Origin of the sequence: Arthrobacter sp. Ld5 (assembly GCF_051172775.1) — a bacterium.
In the GTDB taxonomy this organism is placed as follows: domain Bacteria; phylum Actinomycetota; class Actinomycetes; order Actinomycetales; family Micrococcaceae; genus Arthrobacter_D.
This window is the reverse complement of the sequence record NZ_JBPKBO010000024.1, coordinates 303,366-326,152: the sequence shown is the minus strand read 5'-3', so window position 1 is coordinate 326,152 and position 22,787 is coordinate 303,366. Positions and strand designations below refer to the sequence as shown.

The 22,787-nt window shown below is 70.5% G+C and carries 21 protein-coding genes; 4 read left to right on the top strand and 17 right to left on the bottom strand.

Features of this window, described 5'->3' with window-relative positions:
* Positions 1-184: 184 nt before the first annotated feature.
* The 4 genes from pstB to pstS form a co-directional block, all read right to left on the bottom strand.
* On the bottom strand, positions 185-964 hold the full coding sequence (gene pstB, locus ACSGDB_RS14520; RefSeq protein ID WP_434995597.1) for a phosphate ABC transporter ATP-binding protein PstB: 780 nt from the start codon (positions 962-964) through the stop codon (positions 185-187).
* A 78-nt stretch (positions 965-1,042) separates the two neighbouring features.
* Positions 1,043-2,146, bottom strand: coding sequence for a phosphate ABC transporter permease PstA (gene pstA, locus ACSGDB_RS14515; RefSeq protein WP_434995595.1), 1,104 nt, complete (start codon positions 2,144-2,146; stop codon positions 1,043-1,045).
* Position 2,147: 1 nt separating this feature from the next.
* Positions 2,148-3,080, bottom strand: coding sequence for a phosphate ABC transporter permease subunit PstC (gene pstC, locus ACSGDB_RS14510; RefSeq protein ID WP_434995594.1), 933 nt, complete (start codon positions 3,078-3,080; stop codon positions 2,148-2,150).
* A 163-nt stretch (positions 3,081-3,243) separates the two neighbouring features.
* Complete coding sequence (gene pstS / locus ACSGDB_RS14505; RefSeq protein ID WP_434995593.1) at positions 3,244-4,359, bottom strand: phosphate ABC transporter substrate-binding protein PstS; 1,116 nt, start codon at positions 4,357-4,359, stop codon at positions 3,244-3,246.
* Between the two features lie 222 nt (positions 4,360-4,581).
* On the opposite strand from pstS, the gene ACSGDB_RS14500 reads away from it, so the two are divergent.
* The 3 genes from ACSGDB_RS14500 to disA all read left to right on the top strand — a co-directional run bounded on the left by ACSGDB_RS14500 (position 4,582) and on the right by disA (position 8,420).
* Positions 4,582-5,709, top strand: coding sequence for an FUSC family protein (locus tag ACSGDB_RS14500; protein WP_434995592.1), 1,128 nt, complete (start codon positions 4,582-4,584; stop codon positions 5,707-5,709).
* 51 nt (positions 5,710-5,760) lie between these two features.
* Positions 5,761-7,146: a DNA repair protein RadA gene (radA, locus tag ACSGDB_RS14495; protein WP_434995591.1), complete on the top strand. Its 1,386-nt coding sequence runs from the start codon at positions 5,761-5,763 to the stop codon at positions 7,144-7,146.
* Positions 7,147-7,343: 197 nt separating this feature from the next.
* The gene (disA, locus tag ACSGDB_RS14490) at positions 7,344-8,420 is read left to right on the top strand and encodes a DNA integrity scanning diadenylate cyclase DisA (protein WP_434995590.1); all 1,077 of its coding nucleotides are present in this window, start codon (positions 7,344-7,346) and stop codon (positions 8,418-8,420) included.
* Between the two features lie 26 nt (positions 8,421-8,446).
* Here disA and ACSGDB_RS14485 read toward each other — a convergent pair whose 3' ends face one another.
* Positions 8,447-9,142: a hypothetical protein gene (locus tag ACSGDB_RS14485; RefSeq protein ID WP_434995589.1), complete on the bottom strand. Its 696-nt coding sequence runs from the start codon at positions 9,140-9,142 to the stop codon at positions 8,447-8,449.
* An 83-nt stretch (positions 9,143-9,225) separates the two neighbouring features.
* On the opposite strand from ACSGDB_RS14485, the gene ACSGDB_RS14480 reads away from it, so the two are divergent.
* Entirely contained in the window at positions 9,226-10,239 is a 1,014-nt protein-coding gene (locus ACSGDB_RS14480; RefSeq protein WP_434995588.1) for an A/G-specific adenine glycosylase, read from the top strand.
* 28 nt (positions 10,240-10,267) lie between these two features.
* On the opposite strand, the gene dhaM is transcribed toward ACSGDB_RS14480, so the two are convergent.
* From dhaM to panC, 12 genes are all read right to left on the bottom strand, one after another.
* Positions 10,268-11,029 (bottom strand): dihydroxyacetone kinase phosphoryl donor subunit DhaM, encoded by a 762-nt coding sequence (gene dhaM / locus ACSGDB_RS14475; protein ID WP_434995586.1) that lies wholly within the window; start codon positions 11,027-11,029, stop codon positions 10,268-10,270.
* Positions 11,026-11,676: a dihydroxyacetone kinase subunit DhaL gene (gene dhaL / locus ACSGDB_RS14470; protein WP_434995585.1), complete on the bottom strand. Its 651-nt coding sequence runs from the start codon at positions 11,674-11,676 to the stop codon at positions 11,026-11,028. Before dhaL ends, dhaM begins: the two co-directional genes overlap by 4 nt.
* A 2-nt stretch (positions 11,677-11,678) precedes the next feature.
* Positions 11,679-12,680 (bottom strand): dihydroxyacetone kinase subunit DhaK, encoded by a 1,002-nt coding sequence (dhaK, locus tag ACSGDB_RS14465; protein WP_434995584.1) that lies wholly within the window; start codon positions 12,678-12,680, stop codon positions 11,679-11,681.
* A 213-nt stretch (positions 12,681-12,893) separates the two neighbouring features.
* Entirely contained in the window at positions 12,894-13,070 is a 177-nt protein-coding gene (locus ACSGDB_RS14460; RefSeq protein ID WP_434995583.1) for a CsbD family protein, read from the bottom strand.
* A gap of 130 nt (positions 13,071-13,200) precedes the next feature.
* Positions 13,201-13,710, bottom strand: coding sequence for an amino-acid N-acetyltransferase (locus ACSGDB_RS14455; RefSeq protein WP_434995582.1), 510 nt, complete (start codon positions 13,708-13,710; stop codon positions 13,201-13,203).
* 97 nt (positions 13,711-13,807) lie between these two features.
* Complete coding sequence (locus ACSGDB_RS14450) at positions 13,808-14,686, bottom strand: bacteriorhodopsin-like (protein WP_434995579.1); 879 nt, start codon at positions 14,684-14,686, stop codon at positions 13,808-13,810.
* Between the two features lie 181 nt (positions 14,687-14,867).
* Complete coding sequence (locus ACSGDB_RS14445; protein WP_434995577.1) at positions 14,868-16,886, bottom strand: S9 family peptidase; 2,019 nt, start codon at positions 16,884-16,886, stop codon at positions 14,868-14,870.
* A gap of 155 nt (positions 16,887-17,041) precedes the next feature.
* Complete coding sequence (locus tag ACSGDB_RS14440; RefSeq protein WP_434995575.1) at positions 17,042-19,549, bottom strand: ATP-dependent Clp protease ATP-binding subunit; 2,508 nt, start codon at positions 19,547-19,549, stop codon at positions 17,042-17,044.
* A 124-nt stretch (positions 19,550-19,673) separates the two neighbouring features.
* The gene (locus ACSGDB_RS14435; RefSeq protein ID WP_434995574.1) at positions 19,674-20,006 is read right to left on the bottom strand and encodes a histone-like nucleoid-structuring protein Lsr2; all 333 of its coding nucleotides are present in this window, start codon (positions 20,004-20,006) and stop codon (positions 19,674-19,676) included.
* 93 nt (positions 20,007-20,099) lie between these two features.
* On the bottom strand, positions 20,100-20,288 hold the full coding sequence (locus ACSGDB_RS14430) for a hypothetical protein (RefSeq protein ID WP_434995573.1): 189 nt from the start codon (positions 20,286-20,288) through the stop codon (positions 20,100-20,102).
* 2 nt (positions 20,289-20,290) lie between these two features.
* Positions 20,291-21,793, bottom strand: a complete 1,503-nt coding sequence (gene lysS, locus ACSGDB_RS14425) for a lysine--tRNA ligase (RefSeq protein WP_434995572.1) — start codon at positions 21,791-21,793, stop codon at positions 20,291-20,293.
* Positions 21,794-21,841: 48 nt separating this feature from the next.
* Positions 21,842-22,771 carry a pantoate--beta-alanine ligase gene (gene panC / locus ACSGDB_RS14420; RefSeq protein ID WP_434995571.1) on the bottom strand — a complete coding sequence of 310 codons (930 nt, stop codon included), beginning with the start codon at positions 22,769-22,771 and terminating at the stop codon, positions 21,842-21,844.
* Positions 22,772-22,787 lie beyond the last annotated feature (16 nt).

The following is a 22,787-nucleotide window of genomic DNA, read 5'->3' as shown; positions in this document are numbered from 1 at the left end:
CGCCGGACGCACGTCCGGGGGGTGGACCGCCGCGGCGGCGGCCCAGACCCGGCGGAACGTTCCGCCGGGTCTGCACGCCCGCCGCGGCGGTCCGCACGACGACGGGGGCGGTGCGCCTGGTGCCGGGACGACGACGGCGACCCCCTCGAGAGCCGCCGTCGCCCTGCTCCCCCGGGGGATGCGCCTACCCGAAGCGGCCGGAGACGTAGTCCTCGGTGGCCTTCACGGCGGGCTTGCTGAAGATCGTGGTGGTCTCCCCGTACTCGATGAGCTTGCCCGGCTTGCCGGTCCCGGCGATGTTGAAGAACGCCGTCTTGTCGGACACCCGCGCCGCCTGCTGCATGTTGTGGGTGACGATCACCACGGTGTACTCGGCCTTGAGCTCGTTGATGAGGTCCTCGATGGCCAGCGTGGAAATGGGGTCCAGGGCCGAGCAGGGCTCGTCCATGAGGATCACCTGGGGCGAGACCGCGATGGCCCGGGCGATGCAGAGGCGCTGCTGCTGTCCGCCGGAGAGGCCCGACCCCGGTCGCGCCAGGCGGTCCTTCACCTCGTTCCACAGGTTGGCGCCGCGCAGCGACTTCTCGACGAGGGCGTCGGCGTCGGACTTGCTGATGCGCTTGTTGTTGAGCTTCACGCCGGCCAGCACGTTGTCCCGGATGGACATCGTGGGGAAGGGGTTGGGGCGCTGGAAGACCATGCCGATGCGGCCACGCACGGTCACCGGGTCCACCTCGGGGTCGTACAGGTTGTCGCCGTCGAGCAGCACCTCACCCTCGACGCGGGCGCCCGGGATGACCTCGTGCATGCGGTTGAGGGTGCGGAGGAAGGTGGACTTGCCGCAGCCCGAGGGGCCGATGAACGCCGTCACGGAACGGGCCTCGATGACGATGTTGACGTCCTCCACCGCAAGGAACTTGCTGTAGTAGACGTTCAGGTCCTTGACGTCGATGCGATTGGACATTGCTTCCTTATCGGTAGTAACCGCGTGATGTCAGCGGCTGGTCGTGGGAAAGAACGGTTCTCGACCCGCACGTGCGCGTCATCGGCTGGTCTTCGGCGCGAAGGCGCGGGCGATGAGACGGGCGCCCAGGTTCAGGAGCATGACCATCACGATGAGGATCAGCGCGGCGGCCCAGGCCCGCTGGGTACTGGCATCGATGTTGGTCGGGGACGTCGGGGTGAGGATCTGGTAGTAGATGAACGTCGGAAGCGTGCTCATCCACCCGCTGAACACGTTCGTATTGATCGAACTCACGAAGCCCGCCGTGACGAGGATGGGCGCGGTCTCGCCGATGACCCGGGCAATCGCGAGCGTCACGCCCGAGGCGATACCCGAGATGGCGGTGGGCACCACGACCCTGACGATCGTCCGCCATTTGCGGACACCCAGCGCGTAGGCGGCTTCACGCAGTTCGTTCGGGACGATCTTCAGCATCTCCTCGGTGGAGCGGACCACCACGGGGATCATCAGTACCGACAGCGCCACCGCCGCCACGAAGCCCGTCCTGGTCCCGGGACCGAACAGCATGGCGAAGAAGGCCGCGGCGAACAGGCCCGCGACGATCGACGGGATACCGGTCATGACATCGACGAAGAACGTGATCGCCCGGTCGAGCCGTCCGCCCGTCCCGTACTCGACCAGGTAGATGGCCGCCATCAGCCCGATGGGGACGGAGATGATCGTGGCCCAGAGCGTGATCTGGAGTGTCCCGATGATGGCGTGGTAGGCGCCGCCGAGGACGGGGGTCCCGTTCTCGGCCGACTCGTTGTCGGTGGCTCCCGTGACGCCGTTCATCGACGTGAAGAAGAAGTCGTAGGACAACCCCGGCAGCCCCCGTTCGAGGACGGTCCAGATGACCGACAGGAGGGGGAGCAGCGCAATGAGGAAGCAGCCGTAGACGAGGTAGGTCATCAGGGAGTCGGAGGCCTTGCGGGTGCCCTCGAAGGCCGCCGTGATGATCGTGGCACCGGCGACGAAGAACACGGCCGCCAGCACCGCCCAGACGATGACGTTGAATCCGACGAGGGCGGAGACGGCTGCGCCGAGGACGACCGCCGCGGCCAGGACCACCCAGACGACGTACCGGGGCATCCGGCCCTTCGTCAGCTGCGAGCGGCGCTTCTCGAGTGTTGTGCTGCTCATGTCAGTTTGCCCCTGAGAATTCCTTGTGGCGGCTGATGATCCAGCGCGCGATGATGTTGACGGCCAGGGTGATCACGAAGAGCACCAGGCCGGCCGCGATGAGTTCGCTCAGCCTCAGACCGAACGCCTCGGGGAAGTTGAGGGCGATCTCCGCGGCGATCGTCTGGTTGCCCGACTGGATCAGGCTTGCCGTGAGCGCTCCTCCGGACAGGACGAGCGCGACGGCCATCGTCTCTCCCAGCGCCCGGCCGAGGCCCAGCATGGCCGCGCTGACGATTCCCGCCCGCGCGAACGGAAGGACGGCCATGCGGATCATCTCGAGCCTCGTGGCACCCATGGCCAGCGCCGCTTCTTCGTGAAGTGTCGGCGTCTGCAGGAAGATCTCCCGGCTGAGCGAGGTGATGATGGGCAGGACCATGACTGCCAGGACGATGCCGGCCGTGAGGATGGTGCGCCCGGTCTGGCTGGCCGGGCCTTCGAAGATGGGCAACCAGCCGAGGTTCTCCGCCAGCCAGTCGTAGCCGAGGGCCAGCTGCGGCGCGAGGACCGCGTACCCCCAGGCGCCGTAGACGACGGAGGGGATCGCCGCGAGGAGATCGACCAGGTAGCCGAACCCCTGGGCGAGGCGCCGGGGCGCGTAGTGCGAGATGAAGAGCGCGACGCCGATCCCGAGCGGCGTAGCGATCAGGAGCGCGATGGAGGCCGCGATGACCGTCCCGATGACGATGGGGAAGATGTACGCGCCGAAGCCCTCGCCGCCGGTGATGTCGGCGGGGTCGGCACTGAAGGTGGGCAGCGCCTGGACGATCAGGAAGACGGCGACGCCGAAGAGGACTGCCAGAATGAGGCATCCCGCGGCGAGGGTGGCTCCGGAGAAGATCTTGTCTCCGGACTTCCCTCCCACGTCACTTCTGGTCAGAGTGTTGGTTGACACGGGGAACCCTTCGTGGCGAGTGGTGGTGGGCGTTGCGCGCTCAGGACATTTTTACGGTACGGGATTCTGCGGCACGCGTCCCCATCGAGCGCAACCCCCGGACAGCTGACAACCCCGTCCGGTGTCCCTCGGGACCCGGACGGGGTGTCGGTAGCGGTGTCGGCTAGGAGGCCACCGTGATGGACTCGACGGCGGCCTCGGCATCCGTGCGGATGGTGTCCGAGAGCGGGGCGTTCCCGGCCGAACCGGCGGCGGTCTCCTGGCCCTCGGCGCTGACCACGTAGGACTCGAAGGCCTTGACGAGGTCGACGGTCTCCTGGTCCTCGTAGGTGCTGCACACGATGTGGTAGGACACGAGGACGACCGGGTAGGCGCCCGACTCGGTCGTGTCGCGCTCGAGTTCGAGGGACATGTCGACGTCCGAACGGCCCTCGACGGGCGTGGCGGCCTCGACGGCCAGCGCGGCCGCCTCGGGGCTGAACGGGACGTACTCCTCGCCGACCTTGACCGCCACCTGGCCGAGGTCGCCGACGGCGGACGCGTCGGCGTAGGTGATCGCGCCGTCGGTGCTGGTGGTGGTCGAGACGACGCCGTTGGTGCCCTGGGCGTTCTCGGCGACGTAGGCGGCGGGCCATGCGCCGTCGGCCTCGTCGGTCCAGACGTCGGGGGCTGCGGCGGCGAGGTACTCGGTGAAGTTCTCGGTGGTACCCGAGTCGTCCGAGCGGTGCACCACGGTGATGGGCGTGCTCGGGAGCTCGACGTCCGGGTTCTGCGAGGCGATCGCCTCGGCGTCCCAGGTGGTGACCTCGCCGCGGAAGATCGACGCGATGGTGGCGGCGTCGAGGTTCAGGGTTTCGACGCCGTCGAGGTTGAAGGCGATGGCGATCGGGGAGACGTAGACGGGGATGTTGATCGCGCCGTCGGGGCCGCAGATCTCCTTGGAGGCCTCGTACTCCTCGTCGTCGAGGAAGGCGTCGGAGCCCGCGAACTGGGCGCCCTGCGCCAGGAAGGCCTCCCGGCCGGCACCGGAGCCGTCCGGGGAGTACTGGACGGTGGCTCCGCTGTTGGCCGAGGAGAAGCCGTCCTGCCAGGCCGTCATCGCAGCGTTCTGGGCGGAGGACCCCGCTCCGGTCAGGGTGCCGCTGACAGCAGTTGCGCCCTCGGAGGCGGCGCCGCCGGCGTCGGCCTCACCTGTGGCGTTGTCGGACCCGCACGCGGTCAGCGCCAGCGCGGCGACGGAGAGAACTGCCGCGGCGCGGCCGAAGCGAAGAACCTTCACGAGATATTGCCCCTTCCAGGGATGTATTCTCCGATGCGCGGACGGCGCTCGGGAGATGTACGCGTTCCTGTACGCCTGAAACGCTAGGCAGTACAGATGAAGAGACTGGCCAAGGAACATGAACGGAAGGTGAACGGCGCCGGTCCATTCTCCGGTGGCACCGGTCCCGCGCGGCCGACGGGTCGGCGTCCCGGCCCACTGCGCACCTCCTAGACTGGGTCCATGCCGCCGCGCCAGGGAATCGCCACCACGCTGGCCTTCCTGCGCAAGCGCTCCCGGATCGGTTTCAAGCGTAGTGCCGGCTCCGTGGTCACGGCCCTCCAGATGACCGTCTGCGCGGTGGGCGCCTACGCCTTCGCGGAGCAGGTCCTGGGTCACGAGGGGCCGCTGTTCGCGGCGACGGCGTCGATGATCTCCCTGGGCTTCTCGCGGGATCCCCGCCTGCGGCGCGTCCTGGAGGTGGCGATCGGCTGCACGCTCGGGATCGCGGTGGGCGACCTCCTGCTCGCCCTGTTCGGGAACGGCCTGTGGCAGGCCGCCCTCGTACTGTTCATCTCGATCCTGCTGGCCCGGTTCCTGGACAGCGGGACGATCTTCACGACGCAGCTCGGGCTGCAGTCCCTGCTGGTGGTGCTGCTCCCGGCGCCGGAGGGCGGGCCGTTCACGCGGAGCGCCGACGCGATCGTGGGCGGCCTGTTCGCGCTCGTGGTCACCGTCTTCCTGCCGCGCGACCCGCGACGCGAGCCGAAGACGAACGTGCGCGGGCTCCTGGACGAACTCTCCGGCGTGCTCCGGGACGGCGCGTCGGCCCTCCGGACGAGCGATTCCACGCAGGCATGGCACGCGCTGATCCGCGCGCGGAACTGCCAGTCCCAGCTGGACGGCCTGACGGGCAGTATGAGGGCCGCCCAGGAGGTCGCCCGCATCTCCCCCGCGTACCGCCGCCACCGCGAGGAGCTGGGGTCCCTGGGGGACGCCATCGATTCGATCGACCTCGCCATCCGCAACAGCCGCGTCTTCTCCCGCCGCCTGACGTCCGTGATCAATCACGCGGCGCTCACCGACGAGGCGATCGAGTCCCTCAGCGCGTCCCTCGACGACACGGCCGACGCCGTCGACGTGCTGAGCCGGGCCCTGTCGGTCGGCGATCCGTCCGAGCGGCGCCTGAACCTGCGGCAGGCACGCAACGAACTCGCGGCCGTCGCGACGGACCTCCACCCCAGGACCCTCCACATCAGCCGGCTCGAGGGCGAGGGGCTCGTCCTCCTCCTCCGGCCGCTCGTCGTGGACCTGCTCGGCGCCACGGGCCTCTCGCACGAGGACGCCGCCGACTACCTCCCGCGGCTCTAGGTGACCGCCGCCGTGGCGGGCGCTGTCGGTGGCCGCCGGTAGCCTGAAGCCATGGCCACCAAGACCTCCCCTGCCGCCCGCGTGGGCCGCAGCAACACCCCGGGTTACCGCTGCGCGGAATGCGGATGGACCACCGCGAAGTGGGTGGGTCGCTGCGGCGAGTGCCAGGCGTGGGGCACCGTCGAGGAGACCGGCCAGGTCGTCGCGCGCACCACGGCCGCGACGGCGGTCACGACGCCGGCCCGGCGGATCGCGGACGTCGACGCCACGCTCTCCGGCTTCCAGCCCACCCGCATCGACGAACTCGACCGCGTCCTGGGCGGCGGGCTGGTGCCCGGCGCCGTGATCCTCCTCGCCGGGGAGCCGGGCGTCGGGAAGTCGACCCTCCTGCTCGACGTCGCCGCGCGGGTCGCACGGCTCGGCCGGGACGTCCTGTACGTGACGGGGGAGGAATCGGCCGCCCAGGTGAAGCTGCGGGCGGACCGGATCGATGCCGTCGCGGACTCCCTGTACCTGAGCGCGGAGACGGATCTGGGCCAGGCGCTCGGGCAGGTCGAGAAGGTGGACCCCGCACTGCTCGTCGTCGACTCCGTGCAGACCCTGAGCAGCGCCGCGGTGGACGGCAGCGCCGGCGGGGTGACGCAGGTGCGGGAAGTCGCGGCGTCGCTCATCGGGGCGGCGAAGGCGCGGGGGATGACCACGCTGCTCGTGGGGCACGTCACCAAGGACGGCTCGATCGCCGGACCGAGACTCCTCGAGCACCTCGTCGACGTCGTCTGCCAGTTCGAGGGCGAGCGCCACTCGCGCCTGCGCCTCCTGCGCGCGGTGAAGAACCGGTACGGTCCCACGGACGAGGTGGGCTGCTTCGACCTGACGGACGGCGGCATCGAGGGACTGGCCGACCCCAGCGGGCTCTTCGTGTCCCGCACCAAGGACCCGGTGTCGGGGACGTGCATCACCGTGACGCTGGAGGGCCGGCGCCCCCTTCTCGCCGAGGTCCAGGCCCTGCTCGCCGAGTCGCCGAACTCCCAGCCGCGGCGGGCCACCAGCGGGCTGGACAGCTCCCGGGTCGCGATGCTGCTGGCCGTGCTGCAGAGCCGCGCGTCGGTCAGCCTGCACAAGGACGACAGCTACGTCGCGACGGTCGGTGGTGTCCGGCTGACGGAGCCCGCCACCGATCTCGCCGTCGCCCTGGCGATCGCCTCCGCGAAGACGGACCACCCGCTGGCCGCTCGGCTCGTCGCGTTCGGGGAGGTGGGCCTCGCCGGCGAGGTGCGGCCGGTCCCGGGGATCGGCCGGCGCATCCAGGAGGCGCAGCGCCTGGGCTTCACGCACGCCATCGTCCCCGCCTCGCCCGCCGGCACCGGGCCGGTGCCGAAGGGCTTCTCCGTCCGGGAGGTCTCCACGCTCGCGGAAGCACTGGCACTGCTGTTCTGACCACGCCGCCCCGGCGGCGGCACGCAGGGATGTGTTACGGCTCTGCGACCGACGACGGCGGCGGGGGATTCGGCGCGCCAGTAGTATGGAACCCGGCCCTGGCGTTCCGTCGGGAGCCGCTGCACGCCGTCCGAGGACCGACGGCGGCCGCCCGACTGCGCCGGGCTCCAACAGCGCGGGCGGTGAAAGGATAGGCCATGGTTCGTAGTCCGGAGGACTCGCTCAAAGCCACCCTCGCCAGAGTAGCCCCGGGCACGCAGCTCCGCGACGGTCTCGAGCGGATCCTGAGGGGACGGACCGGCGCGCTGATCGTCCTCGGCTTCGACCGCACGGTGGATTCCATCTGCTCCGGCGGCTTCGACATCGGGATCGAGTTCTCCCCCACCCGTCTGCGCGAACTGGCGAAGATGGACGGGGCGATCGTCTGCGACAAGGACGCCGGCAAGATCCTCCGCGCCGCGGTGCAGCTGGTGCCGGACCACACCATCGAGACGCAGGAGTCCGGGACACGCCACCGGACCGCGGAGCGGGTCGCGAAGCAGACCGGCCTCCCGGTGATCAGCGTCAGCCAGTCCATGCAGATCATCGCCCTGTACATCGACGGCCTCCGCCATGTGCTCGAGGGTTCCGAACCGGTGCTCGCCCGCGCCAACCAGGCGCTGGCCACCCTCGAGCGGTACCGCGCGCGCCTGGACCAGGTGACCAACTCCCTGTCCGCCCTCGAGATCGAGGCGATGGTCACGGTGCGTGACGTCGCCGTCACCCTCCAGCGCCAGGAGATGGTGCGCAGGATCTCCGAGGAGATCTCCCAGTACGTGCTGGAACTCGGCGTGGACGGGCGCCTGCTGTCCCTGCAGGTGGAGGAGCTGACCACGGGCCTCGGGCCCGGCAGCGAGATGGTGCTGCGCGACTACATGGACCTCGGCAGCAGCACGGCGCCGGTCGAGGAGCGCGTGGCGACGCTGCAGGGGTTCAGCTCGACGGACCTCATCGACCTGGGCACCATCGCCAGCGTGCTGGGCTTCAACCCGTCGCTGGATTCACTGGAGGCGGTCATCCAGCCCAAGGGCTACCGGCTGCTCTCCGGCATCAAGGCGATGCCGCCCGCCGTGGCGAAACGGCTGGTGGAACACTTCGACGGACTGCAGAACCTCATGGCGGCCAACATCGAGGACCTCATGGCGGTCGACGGCATCGGCGAGCAGCGCGCCCGCACGGTCCGTGAGGGGTTGTCGCGCATCGCGGAGACGAGCCTCCTCGACCGCTTCATCTAGATCCGCCGCAGCGGGCGGCCCGCGGCCTACTGCAGCGTGAAGGTCACGGGGTCGCTACTCCTCGTCCCCAGTCGCGTGGTCAGGGTGTAGGTGCCCTCGACCGGCTCCTCCTCCACGACGGTGCACCCGGGCACCGTGGAGTTGCGTGCCCACTCGAACGTCGCCCGCTCCTCTCCATCCGGTTCGATGACGCGATCGAGATCCTCCGAGGACTCCTGGCAGTCGATCGACGAGAACACGCGGTCGTCGCCCCGGGTGAGGACGAACTCCATCTGCGAGGTCCCCACGTTCACCGTGCACGGGGTGGTCCCGCCGTTGCGGATGACCAGGGACAGGACCGGGGTCTCCTCCGGGGAGTAGGTGCGCTCATCGGTCTCGGCGACGACCACCACGGCGTCCGGATCGCAGCGGTCCGCGGACGGGCTCGGGGCGGCGGTGGCAGCGGCCGACGATCGGGACGGAGACGCACCCGGGCTCGGCGGGGTCCGGCTCGCCGAATAGGCCGGGCCCGTCGGCGAGGACTCCGATCCCCCGGGAGGTGGTCCACCCGCGGTGTCCTCCCGCCCGAAGAGACCCGCCACGACGGCAGCCCCGACCGCGAGCGCGGCGACGACGACGAGCACGAGGACGGCCACCGCCAGGCGGCGCCGCCGGTACACCCTCGGGCTGGGCCGCCGCCCGCCGCCTGTCGGTCCGCCGGTGCCGTGATCCGTTGATGCCATCCATCAAGGCTAGGGGGTTCCGCGTTCCTCCGGGCACCACGCCGGTGGATAGAGTAGTCACGACGAGACCCCAGGAGCACCCCATGACCCCCGGTACTGCGGCGTCGGCCGTCCCACGGAGACCGGCGGACGCGGTCGACGACGCGCCGCCCACCCTGCCCGAGCTGCACCGCCGGGTGACGGACTGGTTCGCCGGATCGGCCCGCGACCTGCCGTGGCGGGAGGCCACCTGTTCCCCCTGGGGCATCCTCGTCAGCGAGGTCATGCTGCAGCAGACCCCCGTGGTCCGGGTCCTCCCGGTCTGGCACGAGTGGCTCGACCGCTGGCCCTCCCCCGCGGACCTCGCAGCGGAGCCCTCCGGCAGCGCCGTCCGGCACTGGGGGCGCCTCGGCTACCCCCGGCGCGCCCTGCGCCTCCACGCGGCGGCCACGGCCGTGGTCGAGCGTCACGGCGGCGCGGTCCCCGCGACCTACGACGACCTCCTGGCCCTGCCAGGGGTGGGCACCTACACCGCCGCCGCCGTGGCGGCCTTCGCGTTCGGACGGCGCGAGACCGTCGTCGACACGAACATCCGCCGGGTCCACGCGCGCCTCTTCGCGGGCAGCGCGCTGCCCGCGCCGGCGCTGACGGCCGCCGAGACGCAGCGCGCGGCAGCCCTCCTGCCGCACGACGAGGCGCTCTCCGTCCGCTGGAACGCCGCCGTGATGGAGCTCGGAGCCGTGGTCTGCACGGCCCGGGCCCCGCAGTGCTCCGCCTGTCCCGTGCTGGACGCCTGCGCCTGGGTGGCGGCCGGGCGGCCGGCCCCCGACTACGTCCCCAGGGGCCAGGCGTGGGCCGGGACGGACCGGCAGGTGCGCGGCGCCATCGTCGCCGTGCTGCGGCACAGTGACGCCCCGATCCCGCGGTCGCTCCTGCTGGACACGCCCGTCGACCTCACCATGGCGTCCGCCGGAGGCACCGCCGCCGTCCTGCCGGGACCCCTGGCGGCCCTGCACGGACTGCAGGCCCCGGCCGAGCAGCTCGAACGCGCCCTCGCGGGCCTGCTGGCCGACGGGCTCGCCGAGGAACGGGCCGACGGGGTCCGGCTGCCGGGCTGAGCGGTCCCCGCGAGCGCGGGGGACGGTCTCAGGTCGGCTCGCCGAACCCCACCTCGACCTCACGGCCGACGAGGTCCACCGCCTCCTGCGCGTCGGGGCCGGTGGCCTCGACCGTGATCGTGCGGCCCTGACCGAGGCCGAGGCTCATCAGGAGCATGACCGACTTGCCGTCGACGCCGTTCACGGTAACCTCCGCGTCGAGGTCCGCGAGCGCGGTGGCGAGCATGGCCGCCGGCCGGGCGTGCAGGCCCATCTGGTTCGGGAGCGTCCACGAGCCACGGGCCGTCACGCCCGGCTCCCCCTCCGTCGCGGGGCCGGGCGGAACCGGCGACGACGGACCCGCGCCCGGCGCCGCCGCGGCGTGCGTCACGAAGGGCTCGAGCTCCTCGGGCCGGATGGAGACGACGGCACCCTCGGCTGCCCGCACGACCTCCTCCAGCGCGGATCCGCCCTGCGCCTGCACCGCGGCGGCGACGGCCCCCTCCACGAGGGCCGCCTCGGCGAGGCGGACCCGCTCGCGCGCCTCGGGGTCGAGGAACTCGAGCACCATCTCCGCCGTCATGACGGCGGAGCCCAGATCCGTGAGGATCACGACGCCGTCACCGCCGTCCGCCTCCGCGATCGCAGCCTGGACCCGGTCGAAGCTCGTGCCGATCCGCGCGGGTCCGGCGCCGTCGCCCGTTCCCCCGGCGGCGGCGAGGACGACGTCGGGCGCCATCTGTGCGGCGAGGTCGACGACCCCCTCCGCGATCTTCTCGCTGTGCGACACGATGACGAGGCCTACGCTCATGCCGACCGTCCGCCGGCGGTCTCCGCGGCGACCTCCAGGAGGAGGGCCGTCGACTCCGCGCCCGGATCCCGATGCCCGGCACTGCGTTCGCCGAGGTAGCTGGCCCTGCCCTTCCGGGCGACCAGCGGTTCCGTCGCGACGGCCCCGGTGCGCGCGGCGGCGGCCGCCGCCGCCAGGACCTCGGCTGCGGTCGCCCCGGCCTGGGCCGCGGTCCCTGCCGCATCGGTGGCGGGGGTCCAGGCGTCGACCATGGTCTTGTCCCCGACCTCCGCCTTCCCCCGCGCGACGATGCCGTCGCGGGCGGCCCTGATCATGCCGGCAGCCGCCGCGGCGTCGATCTGCTCCGCCTCTCCCAGGGCCGTCGCGGCCCGCAGGAACGCCGTCCCGTACAGGGGTCCTGCGGCCCCTCCGACGGTGGACATCAGCGTCATCGCGACCTGCTTGAGCACCGCTGCCGGCGTCCCGGGGGCCTCCCCGGCATCCAGCTTCGCCACGACGGCGCTGAAGCCCCGGTCCATGTTCTCGCCGTGGTCGGCGTCCCCGATGGCCCGGTCGAGTTCGATCAGGCGGGTGCGGTTCTCCGCGACGACGCGGGCCGCCTCGTGGATCCACAGGACGGCCCACCGGGTGTCCAGGGGTTGCGCCATCCTCACGCCCCCCAGCGCAGTGCGGCGGTGTGCACGGGCGAGTCCCAGAGCTCGAGCATCTCGTCGTCGGCCCGCAGGATGGTCAGCGACGCCCCCTGCATCTCGAGCGCCGTGATGTAGTTGCCGACGAGGGAGCGGTCGATGCTCACGCCGAGCCCCTCGAGGAGCTGCGCGACCTTCCGGAACACGATGTACAGCTCGCTGGCGGGTGTCCCGCCCATGCCGTTCACCATCACGATGGTGCGGTCACCGGAGGCGAGCTTGAGGTCCGCGACGATGGGGTCCAGGAGCCGCTGCGTGATGCCGTCCGCGTTCTCCATCGCGATCCGGTGCCGCCCGGGCTCCCCGTGGATGCCGATCCCGATCTCGATCTCCTCCTCGGAGAGGTCGAAGCTGGGCACACCCGCGTGCGGCACGGTGCAGGCCGCCAGGGCCACGCCCATGGAACGGACGTTGTCGATGACGCGCTGCGCCACGGCGGTCACGCCGTCGAGGTCGTCCCCCCGCTCGGCTGCAGCACCGGCGAGCCGCTCCACGAAGACGGTCCCCCCGACGCCGCGCCGGCCCGCGGTGTACAGGGAGTCCTCGACGGCGACGTCGTCGTTCACGACGACGGACCGGACCGTGACGCCCTCCGCCTCAGCCATCTCCGCCGCGGTCTCGAAGTTGAGGACGTCCCCGGTGTAGTTCTTCACGATGTGCAGGACGCCCGCACCGCCGTCGACCGCCGTGGTCGCCGGGATGATCTGGTCGGGGGTGGGGGAGGTGAACACGGCGCCCGGGACGGCGGCGTCGAGCATGCCGCGTCCCACGAACCCCGCGTGGAGCGGTTCGTGGCCGCTGCCGCCGCCGGAGACCAGGCCGACCTTGCCCTGGACGGGGGCGTCCTTGCGGGTGATGAACAGGGGCGCGGGATGGACGGTGACGAGGTCGGCGTGCGCGATGCCGAATCCTTCGACCGACTCGTCGACCACGGCCTTGGGGTCATTGATGAGCTTCTTCATGACGCTGCTCCTTGACTGCGAACGGACATTTGACAGCCTGCAGCCCGCCTCACATGGACCACGCCGGCCACTGTGAACGTTACCGCCCGTTCCTGCCCCTGCCTATAGGTCGGTGTGGCCCGTTCCCACCCGGTGGAACGCCTGAGGGAGGGGCCCGGACGGGCTCCCTCCCTCAGGTGGTGGGACCGCCCCATGGGGGCGGCCCGCAATGCATCAGTCGCGCTTGAACGCGTCCTTGACGTTCTCGCCGGCGTCCTTGAGGCTCGAACTGGCCTGGTCCTTGTGGCCCTCGGCCTCCAGGTTCTCGTTGCCGGTCGCCTTGCCGAGGCCTTCCTTGACTTTGCCGCCGAGGTCTTCGCCCTTGTTCCCGATCTTGTCATCCAGTCCCATGATTCGGACCTCCTTCAACTCGGTGTACGGCCACCGGTTCCGATGGCCTGCCCGGCATCCCTAAGGAACACTAAGCTGTCTTACCGTATCCTCCCGCACGGCTGGAAGGCCAGTGCGCGGCGCGGGCGGGTCACAGCTCCCGGATCATGCGGGTGTTGCCGAGGGTGTTCGGCTTGACGCGTGCGAGGTCGAGGAACTCTGCAACCCCCTCGTCGTGGGACCGGAGGAGTTCGGAGTAGACGCGGGGGTCCACGGCGGACTGGTCGGCCATGACCTCGAACCCGTGACGACGGAAGAAACCGACCTCGAACGTCAGGCAGAAGACCCTGCTGACGCCGAAAGCCCGGGCCTCCTCCAGCAGCCGTTCCACCAGCGCGTGCCCCACACCCTGCCCCCGGGCCGCGGGTGAGGTCACCAGCGTGCGCACCTCCGCCAGGTCCTCCCACATCACGTGCAGCGCTCCGCAGCCGAGGATCTCACCGCCGTCGGACTCCGCGATCCTGAACTCGGGCAGGCCCTCGTAGTACGCCACCGTCTCCTTGGCCATGAGGACGCGCTCCTCGGCGAGCGGCCCGACGAGGGCCTTGATCGCGGGGACGTCCGACGTGCGGGCGGGGCGGATGGTGAAGGGCTCGGTCATTCACCCCACTCTACTGAGCCCCCACCACGCAGCAGGCCCGACCGGGGTTCCCGGTCGGGCCTGCCCGGTCCTGCGACCAGGCCGCGGGGTCCTGAGGTCAGGCCAGTTCGTCCGCTTCGCGACGCTGCGCCCGCACGGGTTGCGCTACGGCGCTGCGGCGTCCGGGCTGCAGGTCGTCGTCCTCGACATGCCCTTCGAGCGCGGCGAACGCAGGATCGTCCGCGTAGGACTTCAGCTTCGCCAGGCGGTAGATGATCAGTGCGTAGACCGCCTTGGCCGCGATGTCCGCGAGGGAGTACCCGGCCTGTTTGAGCACCCAGGCGTCTGCGCCCGAGATGCCCAGCAGCGGCAGGGCGTAGGCCACCGGGTAGACGAGCCAGCTGACCAGGAGCAGGATCCGCAGCTGGCTGATCAGGGACTTGACGCCGGCGGGCTGCCGGTCGAGGGACTTGGTCAGCTCGACGAACAGCACGTACAGGATGTACAGGAACGGGAGGGTGGAGAGCACGCCCCACAGCACGCGGGCCCCGTCGGTCGTGCTGATTTCCCCGGGGTACCCCAGGAGGATCATCAGGGTCGCGGCGGGGATCAGCTTCCACAGCAGCTTCCTCTGCACCGCGGCCGCCAGGGCCAGCACGGCGATGAGTTCCACGAGCAGGAGCGGGACCGTCAGCAGCCAGTCGACGTAGCGGTAGCCCTCGTTGAACGAGGCCCCGGGAGCCTGCACGTAGGTGCCGCGGCCTCCGACGGCGTCCGTGACGAAGGCGTCCCTGAACGAGTCGAAGATGCGGAAGTAGTGGTACGCCGCGATGCCGCAGACCACGGCAGCGATGATCAGTGCCTGCCGGTATCGGGGCAGGACTCGCTGGAGAGCGAGGATCAGGAAGAGTGCGGTGAACAACTGGGCTGCGATGACGAGCGACAGGAAGTTGTAGACCGTATCGAATTGGCCCTGCGTGAGGGCGTCAGGAATCATGGACGTGCTCCTTCGGACGGGATGAAAGCAGTGAACCCTGCACCCCGGTGAACCCGGAAAGTGGCCCGTTCCACGCGGAGCTTGCAGATATTCTACGCCCTGTAGAAAAGTTGTCCAGAGGTGGCGGTGCGTGGTCTCCGACCCGTGCCGCGCGTGGGGGGAGGCCCCCCACGCGCGGGGCCTACAGTCCGAGCTCGGGCGGCAGCGCGCGCTCCTCCCCGAGGAGATGGGTGGCGAGGAACGCCTCGACGACCCCGTACCAGATCCGGGCGTGCTGGGGCTTCAGGATCCAGTGGTTCTCGTCGGGGAAGTAGAGGAAGCGGTGCGGCGTCTCGCCGCCCTCGCCGGCGGCGAGCTTCGACTGCGACAGCAGTTCGTACCAGAGCCGGAGCCCCTCCCCGATGGGCACGCGGTAGTCCTTGTCCCCGTGGATGACGAGCATCGGCGTTGCGATCTCCGCCACGTGGTGGTGCGGGGAGTTCTCCTCCCTCGCCGCGGGCGTCATCTCCCGCTCCCAGTAGAAGGCCGCGTCCGTGGTGGGGCCGAATTGGTCGAGCGCCCAGAGGCTGGCATGGGTGACGATCGCCGCGAAGCGGTCGGTGTGCCCGGCCACCCAGTTCGCCATGTAGCCGCCGAAGCTGCCGCCCATCGCCGCGACCCGCGTCGGGTCGATGTCCTCGCGCGCCACGAGGGTGTCCGTGGCGGCCATCAGGTCCGTGTAGGGGGCGCGCCCCCACTGACCCCATCCGCGGTCCACCATGTGCTGGCCGTACCCGGTGGAGAGCGCCGGATCGGGCAGCAGGACGGCGTAGCCGCGGGCCGCCATGATCCACGGCGACCAGCGCCAGGTCCAGGCGTTCCACGAGCCGATCGGCCCGCCGTGGATCCAGAGCAGGGCCGGCGCCGGGCGATCCGCCGAGGCCCCCTCCGGGAGCACGAGCCAGGACCTGACGGGCTGGCCGTCCTCACCGACGGACTCGATCCGCTCGAGCGTGCCGGGCAGTGCGGGGCGCTCGGCCGGGTTGTGCAGGCGCTCCGTGCGGCCGGTCGCGAGGTCGATGCGGACCGCCTCCGCCGGGAAGAGGTAGGAGCTGCGCAGCGCGTAGGCGGTGGCGCCGTCGGGGGACACGCTGACGTCCGTATAGGCGGCGGCGTCCTCCGTCACCCGCCGCACGGTGCCCGAGGCGACGTCGATGAGAAAGACCGGCGCGGCACCGTCGTCGTCGGCCGTCACCAGGAGGGCCGATCCGTCGGGCAGCCAGGCCGCGGGCGACGGCCAGCGGTCCCAGTCCTCCGCCAGGACCGTGGGGTCCCCGCCGTCCAGCGGGAGCAGCAGCAGGCTGGTCCGTGGCGCGAGCGCCGCCGTGGTACGCCGGTCCCGGACGACGGCGAGGAAGCGTCCGTCGGGGCTGACGGGCCCCGGCGAGTAGTCGTTCCCGAGGTCGTCGAGGAGGACGGTGAGTTCCTTGGTGGCGATGTCGACGCGGACGAGTACAGAGCGCTGGGAGCCGCGCTCCTCCGGCAGAGTGAGGGAGGAGAACAGCGCGGTCCCGTCGGGGGCGAGCACGGGATGGGCATCTCTGAGGCCGCTGCGCGCGGACGGGACGAGGTCGTCCAGCGACACCTCGCCGTCCAGGCCATCGAGCCCGAAGTAGCGCGGCTCGTCGGGCCCGAGGTCGGCGTCCCAGTAGCGGACGGGGTACCCGGAATGCAGGATGGCGGCGACGCCGGACTCCTTGCGGGACTTCCGGCGCGCGGCGTCGTCGTCCTCGTTCGCGGATCCGGCGAGGACATCACCGGTCACGACGACGACGTCGGCCGCCTCCGCCGTCGCCACCCCGGCCACGCCGCCCGCGCGGGTCAGCACGAGGGAGGCCTCCCCACCCGCGGCCGGGAGGCGCCAGAGGGCCGCGCGCTTCTCGCCGTCGGCGTCGTCCGGGTCCGGCCTGGACGAAGTGAACAGCAGATCGCCGCTCACGAGGAACGCCGCCCCGGATTCGCCGGCGGAGCTGCGCGTGAGACGCCGGGCCGGCTGCTCCCCGGCGGGGTCGATCTCCCAGAGCGCCGTCTGGTAGGCGGTCTTCTTGGGGTTGAGGGTGGCCAGGGAGGTCACGAGCCGCGTGCCCTCCGCGTTGAGGACGAGCCCGCTCTGGCGGGGCAGTCCGACGAAGTCGTCGAGGGATGAGAAGGGGGTGGTCATGCCTCATCTCTACCACCGCCTGTGGCTCGGGTCACAGGCGTTCACTCAGGGACGAATCCGTTGCCACGGGCACCCAACGGCTGTGGGAACCCCGGAGACGACGAACCCGCCCTGGTGGTCCAGGGCGGGTTCGGGTGCCGGAGTGCGAGCCGGTGCTACTCGGGGACGGTCGCCTCGATGGCTGCCGGGGCGTCCTCGATCTCCTTGGGTGCGCCGTGTCCGGTGAAGGTGAAGCGTGCGTCCACGCCCTCGCCCTCCACGTCGATGTCGATCCGCTCGCCCGACTTGATCTCGCCGAACAGGATCTTCTCGGAGAGCTGGTCCTCGATCTCGCGCTGGATGGTGCGGCGCAACGGCCGCGCACCCATCGCGGGGTCGTAGCCGCGGGTCGCGAGGAGCACCTTGGCCGCCGGCGTGAGCTCGATCGTCATGCCCTTGTCGGCCATGCGTCCGCCCAGGCGCTCGAGGAACAGGTCCACGATCTGGACGATCTCGTCCTGCGTGAGCTGCGGGAACACCACGGTGTCGTCCACACGGTTGAGGAACTCCGGGCGGAAGTGCTGCTTGAGCTCCTCCTGGACCTTGGCCTTCATCCGGTTGTAGCTCGTGCTGGTGTCGGTGCCGGACTGGAAGCCCGTCATGACGCCCTTCGAGATGTCCCGCGTGCCGAGGTTGGTGGTCATGATGATCACCGTGTTCTTGAAGTCCACCATGCGGCCCTGGCTGTCCGTCAGGCGTCCGTCCTCCAGGATCTGGAGGAGCGAGTTGAAGAGGTCGGCGTGCGCCTTCTCCACCTCGTCGAAGAGCACCACGGAGAACGGCTTGCGGCGGACCTTCTCGGTCAGCTGGCCGCCCTCCTCGTAGCCCACGTAGCCCGGAGGGGCACCGAAGAGCCGGGAGACGGTGTGCTTCTCCGAGTACTCGGACATGTCCAGCGTGATGAGGGCGTCCTCCTCGCCGAAGAGGAACTCGGCGAGAGCCTTGGCGAGCTCCGTCTTACCCACGCCGGTGGGGCCGGCGAAGATGAAGGAACCGCCCGGACGCTTCGGGTCCTTGAGGCCGGCCCGCGTGCGGCGGATGGCCTGGGAGATGGCCTTGATGGCCTCGTTCTGCCCGATGACCCGCTTGTGCAGCTCGGCCTCCATGTTGAGCAGTCGCGAGGACTCGGCCTCGGTCAGCTTGAACACGGGGATGCCGGTGGAGTTGGCGAGCACCTCGGCGATGAGTTCCTCATCCACCTCGGCGATGTCGTCGAGTCCGCCCGACTTCCAGCGGCGTTCCTTCTCGCTGCGCTCGTCGTGGAGCTTCTGCTCCTTGTCGCGCAGCGCCGCGGCTCCCTCGAAGTCCTGGGAGTCGATCGCAGACTCCTTCTCGCGCTTGACGTCCGCGATGCGCTCGTCGATCTCCTTGAGCTCGGGCGGCGCGGTCATCCGGCGGATGCGCAGCCGCGCGCCCGCCTCGTCGATGAGGTCGATCGCCTTGTCCGGCAGGAAGCGGTCCGAGATGTACCGTTCGGCCAGCGTCGCCGCGCTGGCGAGCGCGCCGTCGGTGATCGAGACGCGGTGGTGCGCCTCGTAGCGGTCGCGCAGGCCCTTGAGGATCTCGATCGCATGCGCCACGGAGGGCTCTGCGACCTGGATGGGCTGGAAGCGGCGCTCGAGGGCGGCATCCTTCTCGATGTGCTTGCGGTACTCGTCCAGGGTGGTCGCACCGATCGTCTGGAGCTCCCCACGCGCGAGCATGGGCTTCAGGATCGACGCGGCATCGATGGCGCCTTCGGCGGCACCTGCCCCGACGAGGGTGTGGATCTCGTCGATGAACAGGATGATGTCACCGCGTGTGCGGATCTCCTTGAGGACCTTCTTCAGGCGCTCCTCGAAGTCACCACGGTACCGGGAACCGGCGACGAGGGACCCGAGGTCCAGCGTGTACAGCTGCTTGTCCTTGATGGTCTCGGGCACGTCGCCGCGCACGATCGCCTGGGCGAGGCCCTCGACGACGGCGGTCTTGCCGACGCCGGGCTCACCGATCAGCACGGGGTTGTTCTTGGTGCGGCGGGAGAGGACCTGCATGACGCGTTCCATCTCCTGCTCGCGCCCGATCACGGGGTCGAGCTTGGACTCGCGCGCAGCCTGGGTCAGGTTGCGGCCGAACTGGTCCAGGACCACCGACCCGGCGGGAGTGCCCTCCTGCTGGGGGCCGCCCGCGGCAGCGGGCTCCTTGCCCTGGTATCCGGACAGCAGCTGGATGACCTGCTGGCGGACACGGTTGAGGTCCGCCCCGAGCTTGACGAGGACCTGCGCGGCGACGCCCTCACCCTCGCGGATGAGACCGAGCAGGATGTGCTCGGTACCGATGTAGTTGTGGCCGAGCTGGAGGGCCTCCCGCAGGGACAGCTCCAGGACCTTCTTGGCGCGGGGCGTGAAGGGGATGTGACCGGACGGGGCCTGCTGGCCCTGGCCGATGATCTCCTGCACCTGCTCCCGGACGGCACCCAGCGAGATGCTGAGTGACTCCAGCGCCTTGGCGGCGACACCCTCACCCTCGTGGATCAGGCCAAGCAGGATGTGCTCGGTGCCGATGTAATTGTGGTTGAGCATGCGGGCCTCTTCCTGGGCCAGCACAACAACACGACGGGCACGATCTGTAAATCTCTCGAACATCAGACACACACTCCTAGCTAACGCGTATTTCGATGCTACGGGTACGGGGTGTGCTTTGGGCGCGTGTTCGCCACAGGCGAGATAACGCCGGAGGCCTTCCGCCCCGGCGCCTTCTCGGAGTGGGTCAGCGCTGGGCGGCCCGGTAGGCCTCGACGATCTCGCTGTTCACGCGGCCGCGGGCGGAGACGTTGTAGCCGTTCTCCTTCGCCCACTCCCGGATCCGGGCGGCATCCTGGTTGCGGGACGACGACCCGCCCGAGGTGCCCGGGCGCTGCTTCGACTGCCCGCCGCGGCGGGCCTTGTCGACGTAGCCGGACAGCGCCGACCGCAGCTCCGAGGCGTGCGCCTCCGAGAGGTCGATCTCGTACTGCACGCCGTCGAGCCCGAACCGCACCGTCTCGTCGGCTTCTCCGCCGTCGATGTCGTCAATGAGAATAATGTTTACCTTCTGTGCCACGGTGCTCTCCTGATATTCCTCGACGTGAATGCGCTCAAAAGCAATTATGCGCCACCGTCAGATCGAGGTCAAAGAAGGGCAATTGTATGTGGACTAATTCTCCTGCTCGCCCTTTTCCTCTTCCGCGGTTCCGCGGTTCCGCGCGTCCTCTGCGTCCTGCAATTCCTCCGCGCGCGCCATGGCCTCCCGTTCCGCCCGGTCGACGTTGAATATGGCCTTGATCACGAAGTAGAAAAGCACGGCCAGGCAGACCGAGGGCAGGAGGACGGCCACATATTCCACGGCTACTGGCCGCCTTCCGGCTTCAGAATGGGGAAGAGGATGGACTCGCGAATCCCGACGTTCGTGAAAAGCATCACGAGGCGGTCGATCCCGAGCCCGATGCCGCCCATCGGCGGGGCGCCGTATTCGAGCGCGCGAAGGAAATCCTCGTCCAACTGCATGGCGTCGTGGTCGCCGGCCGCGGCCTGGCGGGACTGCTCCGTGAGGCGCTCGCGCTGGATGACCGGGTCGATGAGCTCGGAGAAGGCCGTTCCGCGCTCCATGCCGCCGATGATCAGGTCCCAGGCCTCGATCAGCCGCGGGTCGTCGCGGTGCGGGCGGGCGAGCGGCTGGGCCGAAGGAGGGTAGTCGTAGACGAAGGTCGGCTGGATGAGCGTGGGCTCCACGATCTCCGAGAACAGCTCGAGCACGATCTTCTCGGCACCCCACGCCGGATCGAGGGAGACCTCGTGGCGCGCGGCGATGGCGCGGAGTTCCTCCGCCGGGGTGTCCGGGGTGACCTCCTGGCCCACGGCCGAGGACAGGCCCGGGTAGACGCCGAGCCACGCCCACTCGCCGTCGAGCTCGATCGTGCCCTTCGCCGTCTCGATGGTGCGCGAGCCGAGCAGGTCGGCGCACGCGAGGATGATCTCCTTCATGCGGTCCGCCATGACGAACTGGTCCGCGTAGGCCTCGTAGCACTCGAGCATCGTGAACTCCGGGCTGTGCGTGGAGTCCACGCCCTCGTTGCGGAAGATGCGCCCGATCTCGTAGACGCGGTCGATCCCGCCGACGACCGCGCGCTTGAGGTACAGCTCGAGGGCGATCCGCAGGGTCATCTTCTGGTCGAACGCGTTGAGGTGCGTGGCGAACGGGCGCGCCGTGGCGCCGCCGTGGACGAGCTGGAGGACGGGCGTCTCCACCTCGATGTAGTCGCGGCGGTTGAGGGTCTCCCGGACGGTCCGCGTGATGGCGGCGCGCGTGCGCACCATCTGGCGGGCTTCCTCGCGCACCATGAGGTCGACGTACCGCTGGCGCACGCGCGTCTCCTCGTTGACGCCCGCGTGCAGCGTGGGCAGCGGGCGGAGGGCCTTGGACGCCATGGTCCACGAGTCGGCCATGATGGAGAGCTCACCGCGGCGGGAGCTGATGACCTCGCCGTGCACCTGCACGTGGTCGCCGAGGTCCACGAGGGCCTTCCACTCGGCGAGGCGCCCGTCGCCGATCTCGGCGAGGCTCAGCATCACCTGGAGCCGCGTGCCGTCGCCTTCCTGGAGGGTCGCGAAGCACAGCTTGCCCGAGTTCCGGAGGAAGACCACGCGGCCGACGACGGCGGCGTGCTTCCCGCTCGACTCCCCCGTCTCGAGCCCGGCGAACTCCTCCCGGATCTCCACCAGGGAGTGCGAGCGCTCGGGCCGGACCGGGTAGGGCTCGGTTCCGGCGTCGAGCAGGGCTGCGCGCTTCTGCAGCCGGAAGCGCATCTGCTCGTTGAGGTCGTCCGCGGGGAGGATGTCGTCGTGGGTCACGGAAGACAAGTTTACGGCTCCCGCCCGGGCGTCCGGTGCCGGTGCGCGTCAGCGCGGGGCCGGCAGGAGGATGTTGTCGATCAGCCGGACGGCACCCACCCGGGCGGCGACGACGGCGAGGGCCGCGTGCGGCTCCGGGCCCGGCTCCCCCGGCGGAGCGAAGGAGGCGGGGTCGACGACGTCGAGGTAGTCGAGGTCCACCCCCTCCTCGGCGGTGATCTGCGCCCGGGCGGCGGCGAGGTCGAGCGGTCCACCGCGCTCGGCCCGCTCGCGGAGTGCGACCAGCGCCCGGGACAGGACGAGGGCGGCGGCGCGTTCGTCGGGCGCCAGGAACCGGTTGCGGCTCGACAGCGCCAGGCCGTCGGCGTCGCGCACGATCGGTACGCCCTCGATCTGCACCGGCAGGTTGAGGTCCACCACCATCCGGCGGATGAGGGCCAGCTGCTGGGCGTCCTTCTCGCCGAAATAGGCGCGGTACAGGGCGCGGGTGGCGGGCTGCGCGAGGTTCAGGAGCTTGGCGACGACGGTCAGCATGCCGTCGAAGTGGCCCGGGCGCGAGGCCCCCTCGAAGAGCCGGCCCATGGGGCCGGCACTCACCCGGACCAGCGGCTCCCCGCCGGGGTACATGTCCTCCACGCCCGGGGCGAACACGAGGTCGACCCCCTGGGCCCCGAGCAGCCGCAGGTCCGCCTCGAGCGTGCGGGGGTAGCGGTCGAGGTCGGCCTGGTCGCCGAACTGCAGGGGGTTCACGAAGACGGACGCGACGACGACGTCGTTCGCGGCGCGCGCGGCACGGGCGAGTGCCGCATGGCCGGCATGCAGGCCCCCCATGGTGGGGACGAGGGCGAGCGAGGGCCGATCGTCCGCCGCACCCCGGGACCGGGCGGCGTCCAGCAGGGCGGTCGCGGCCACACGGAGGTCGGCGGGGGTGGAGACGAGGAGCGGGGTGGCCGGGCTGTCGGGTCCGGACGGGATCACGGGAGGTCCTTCGGGG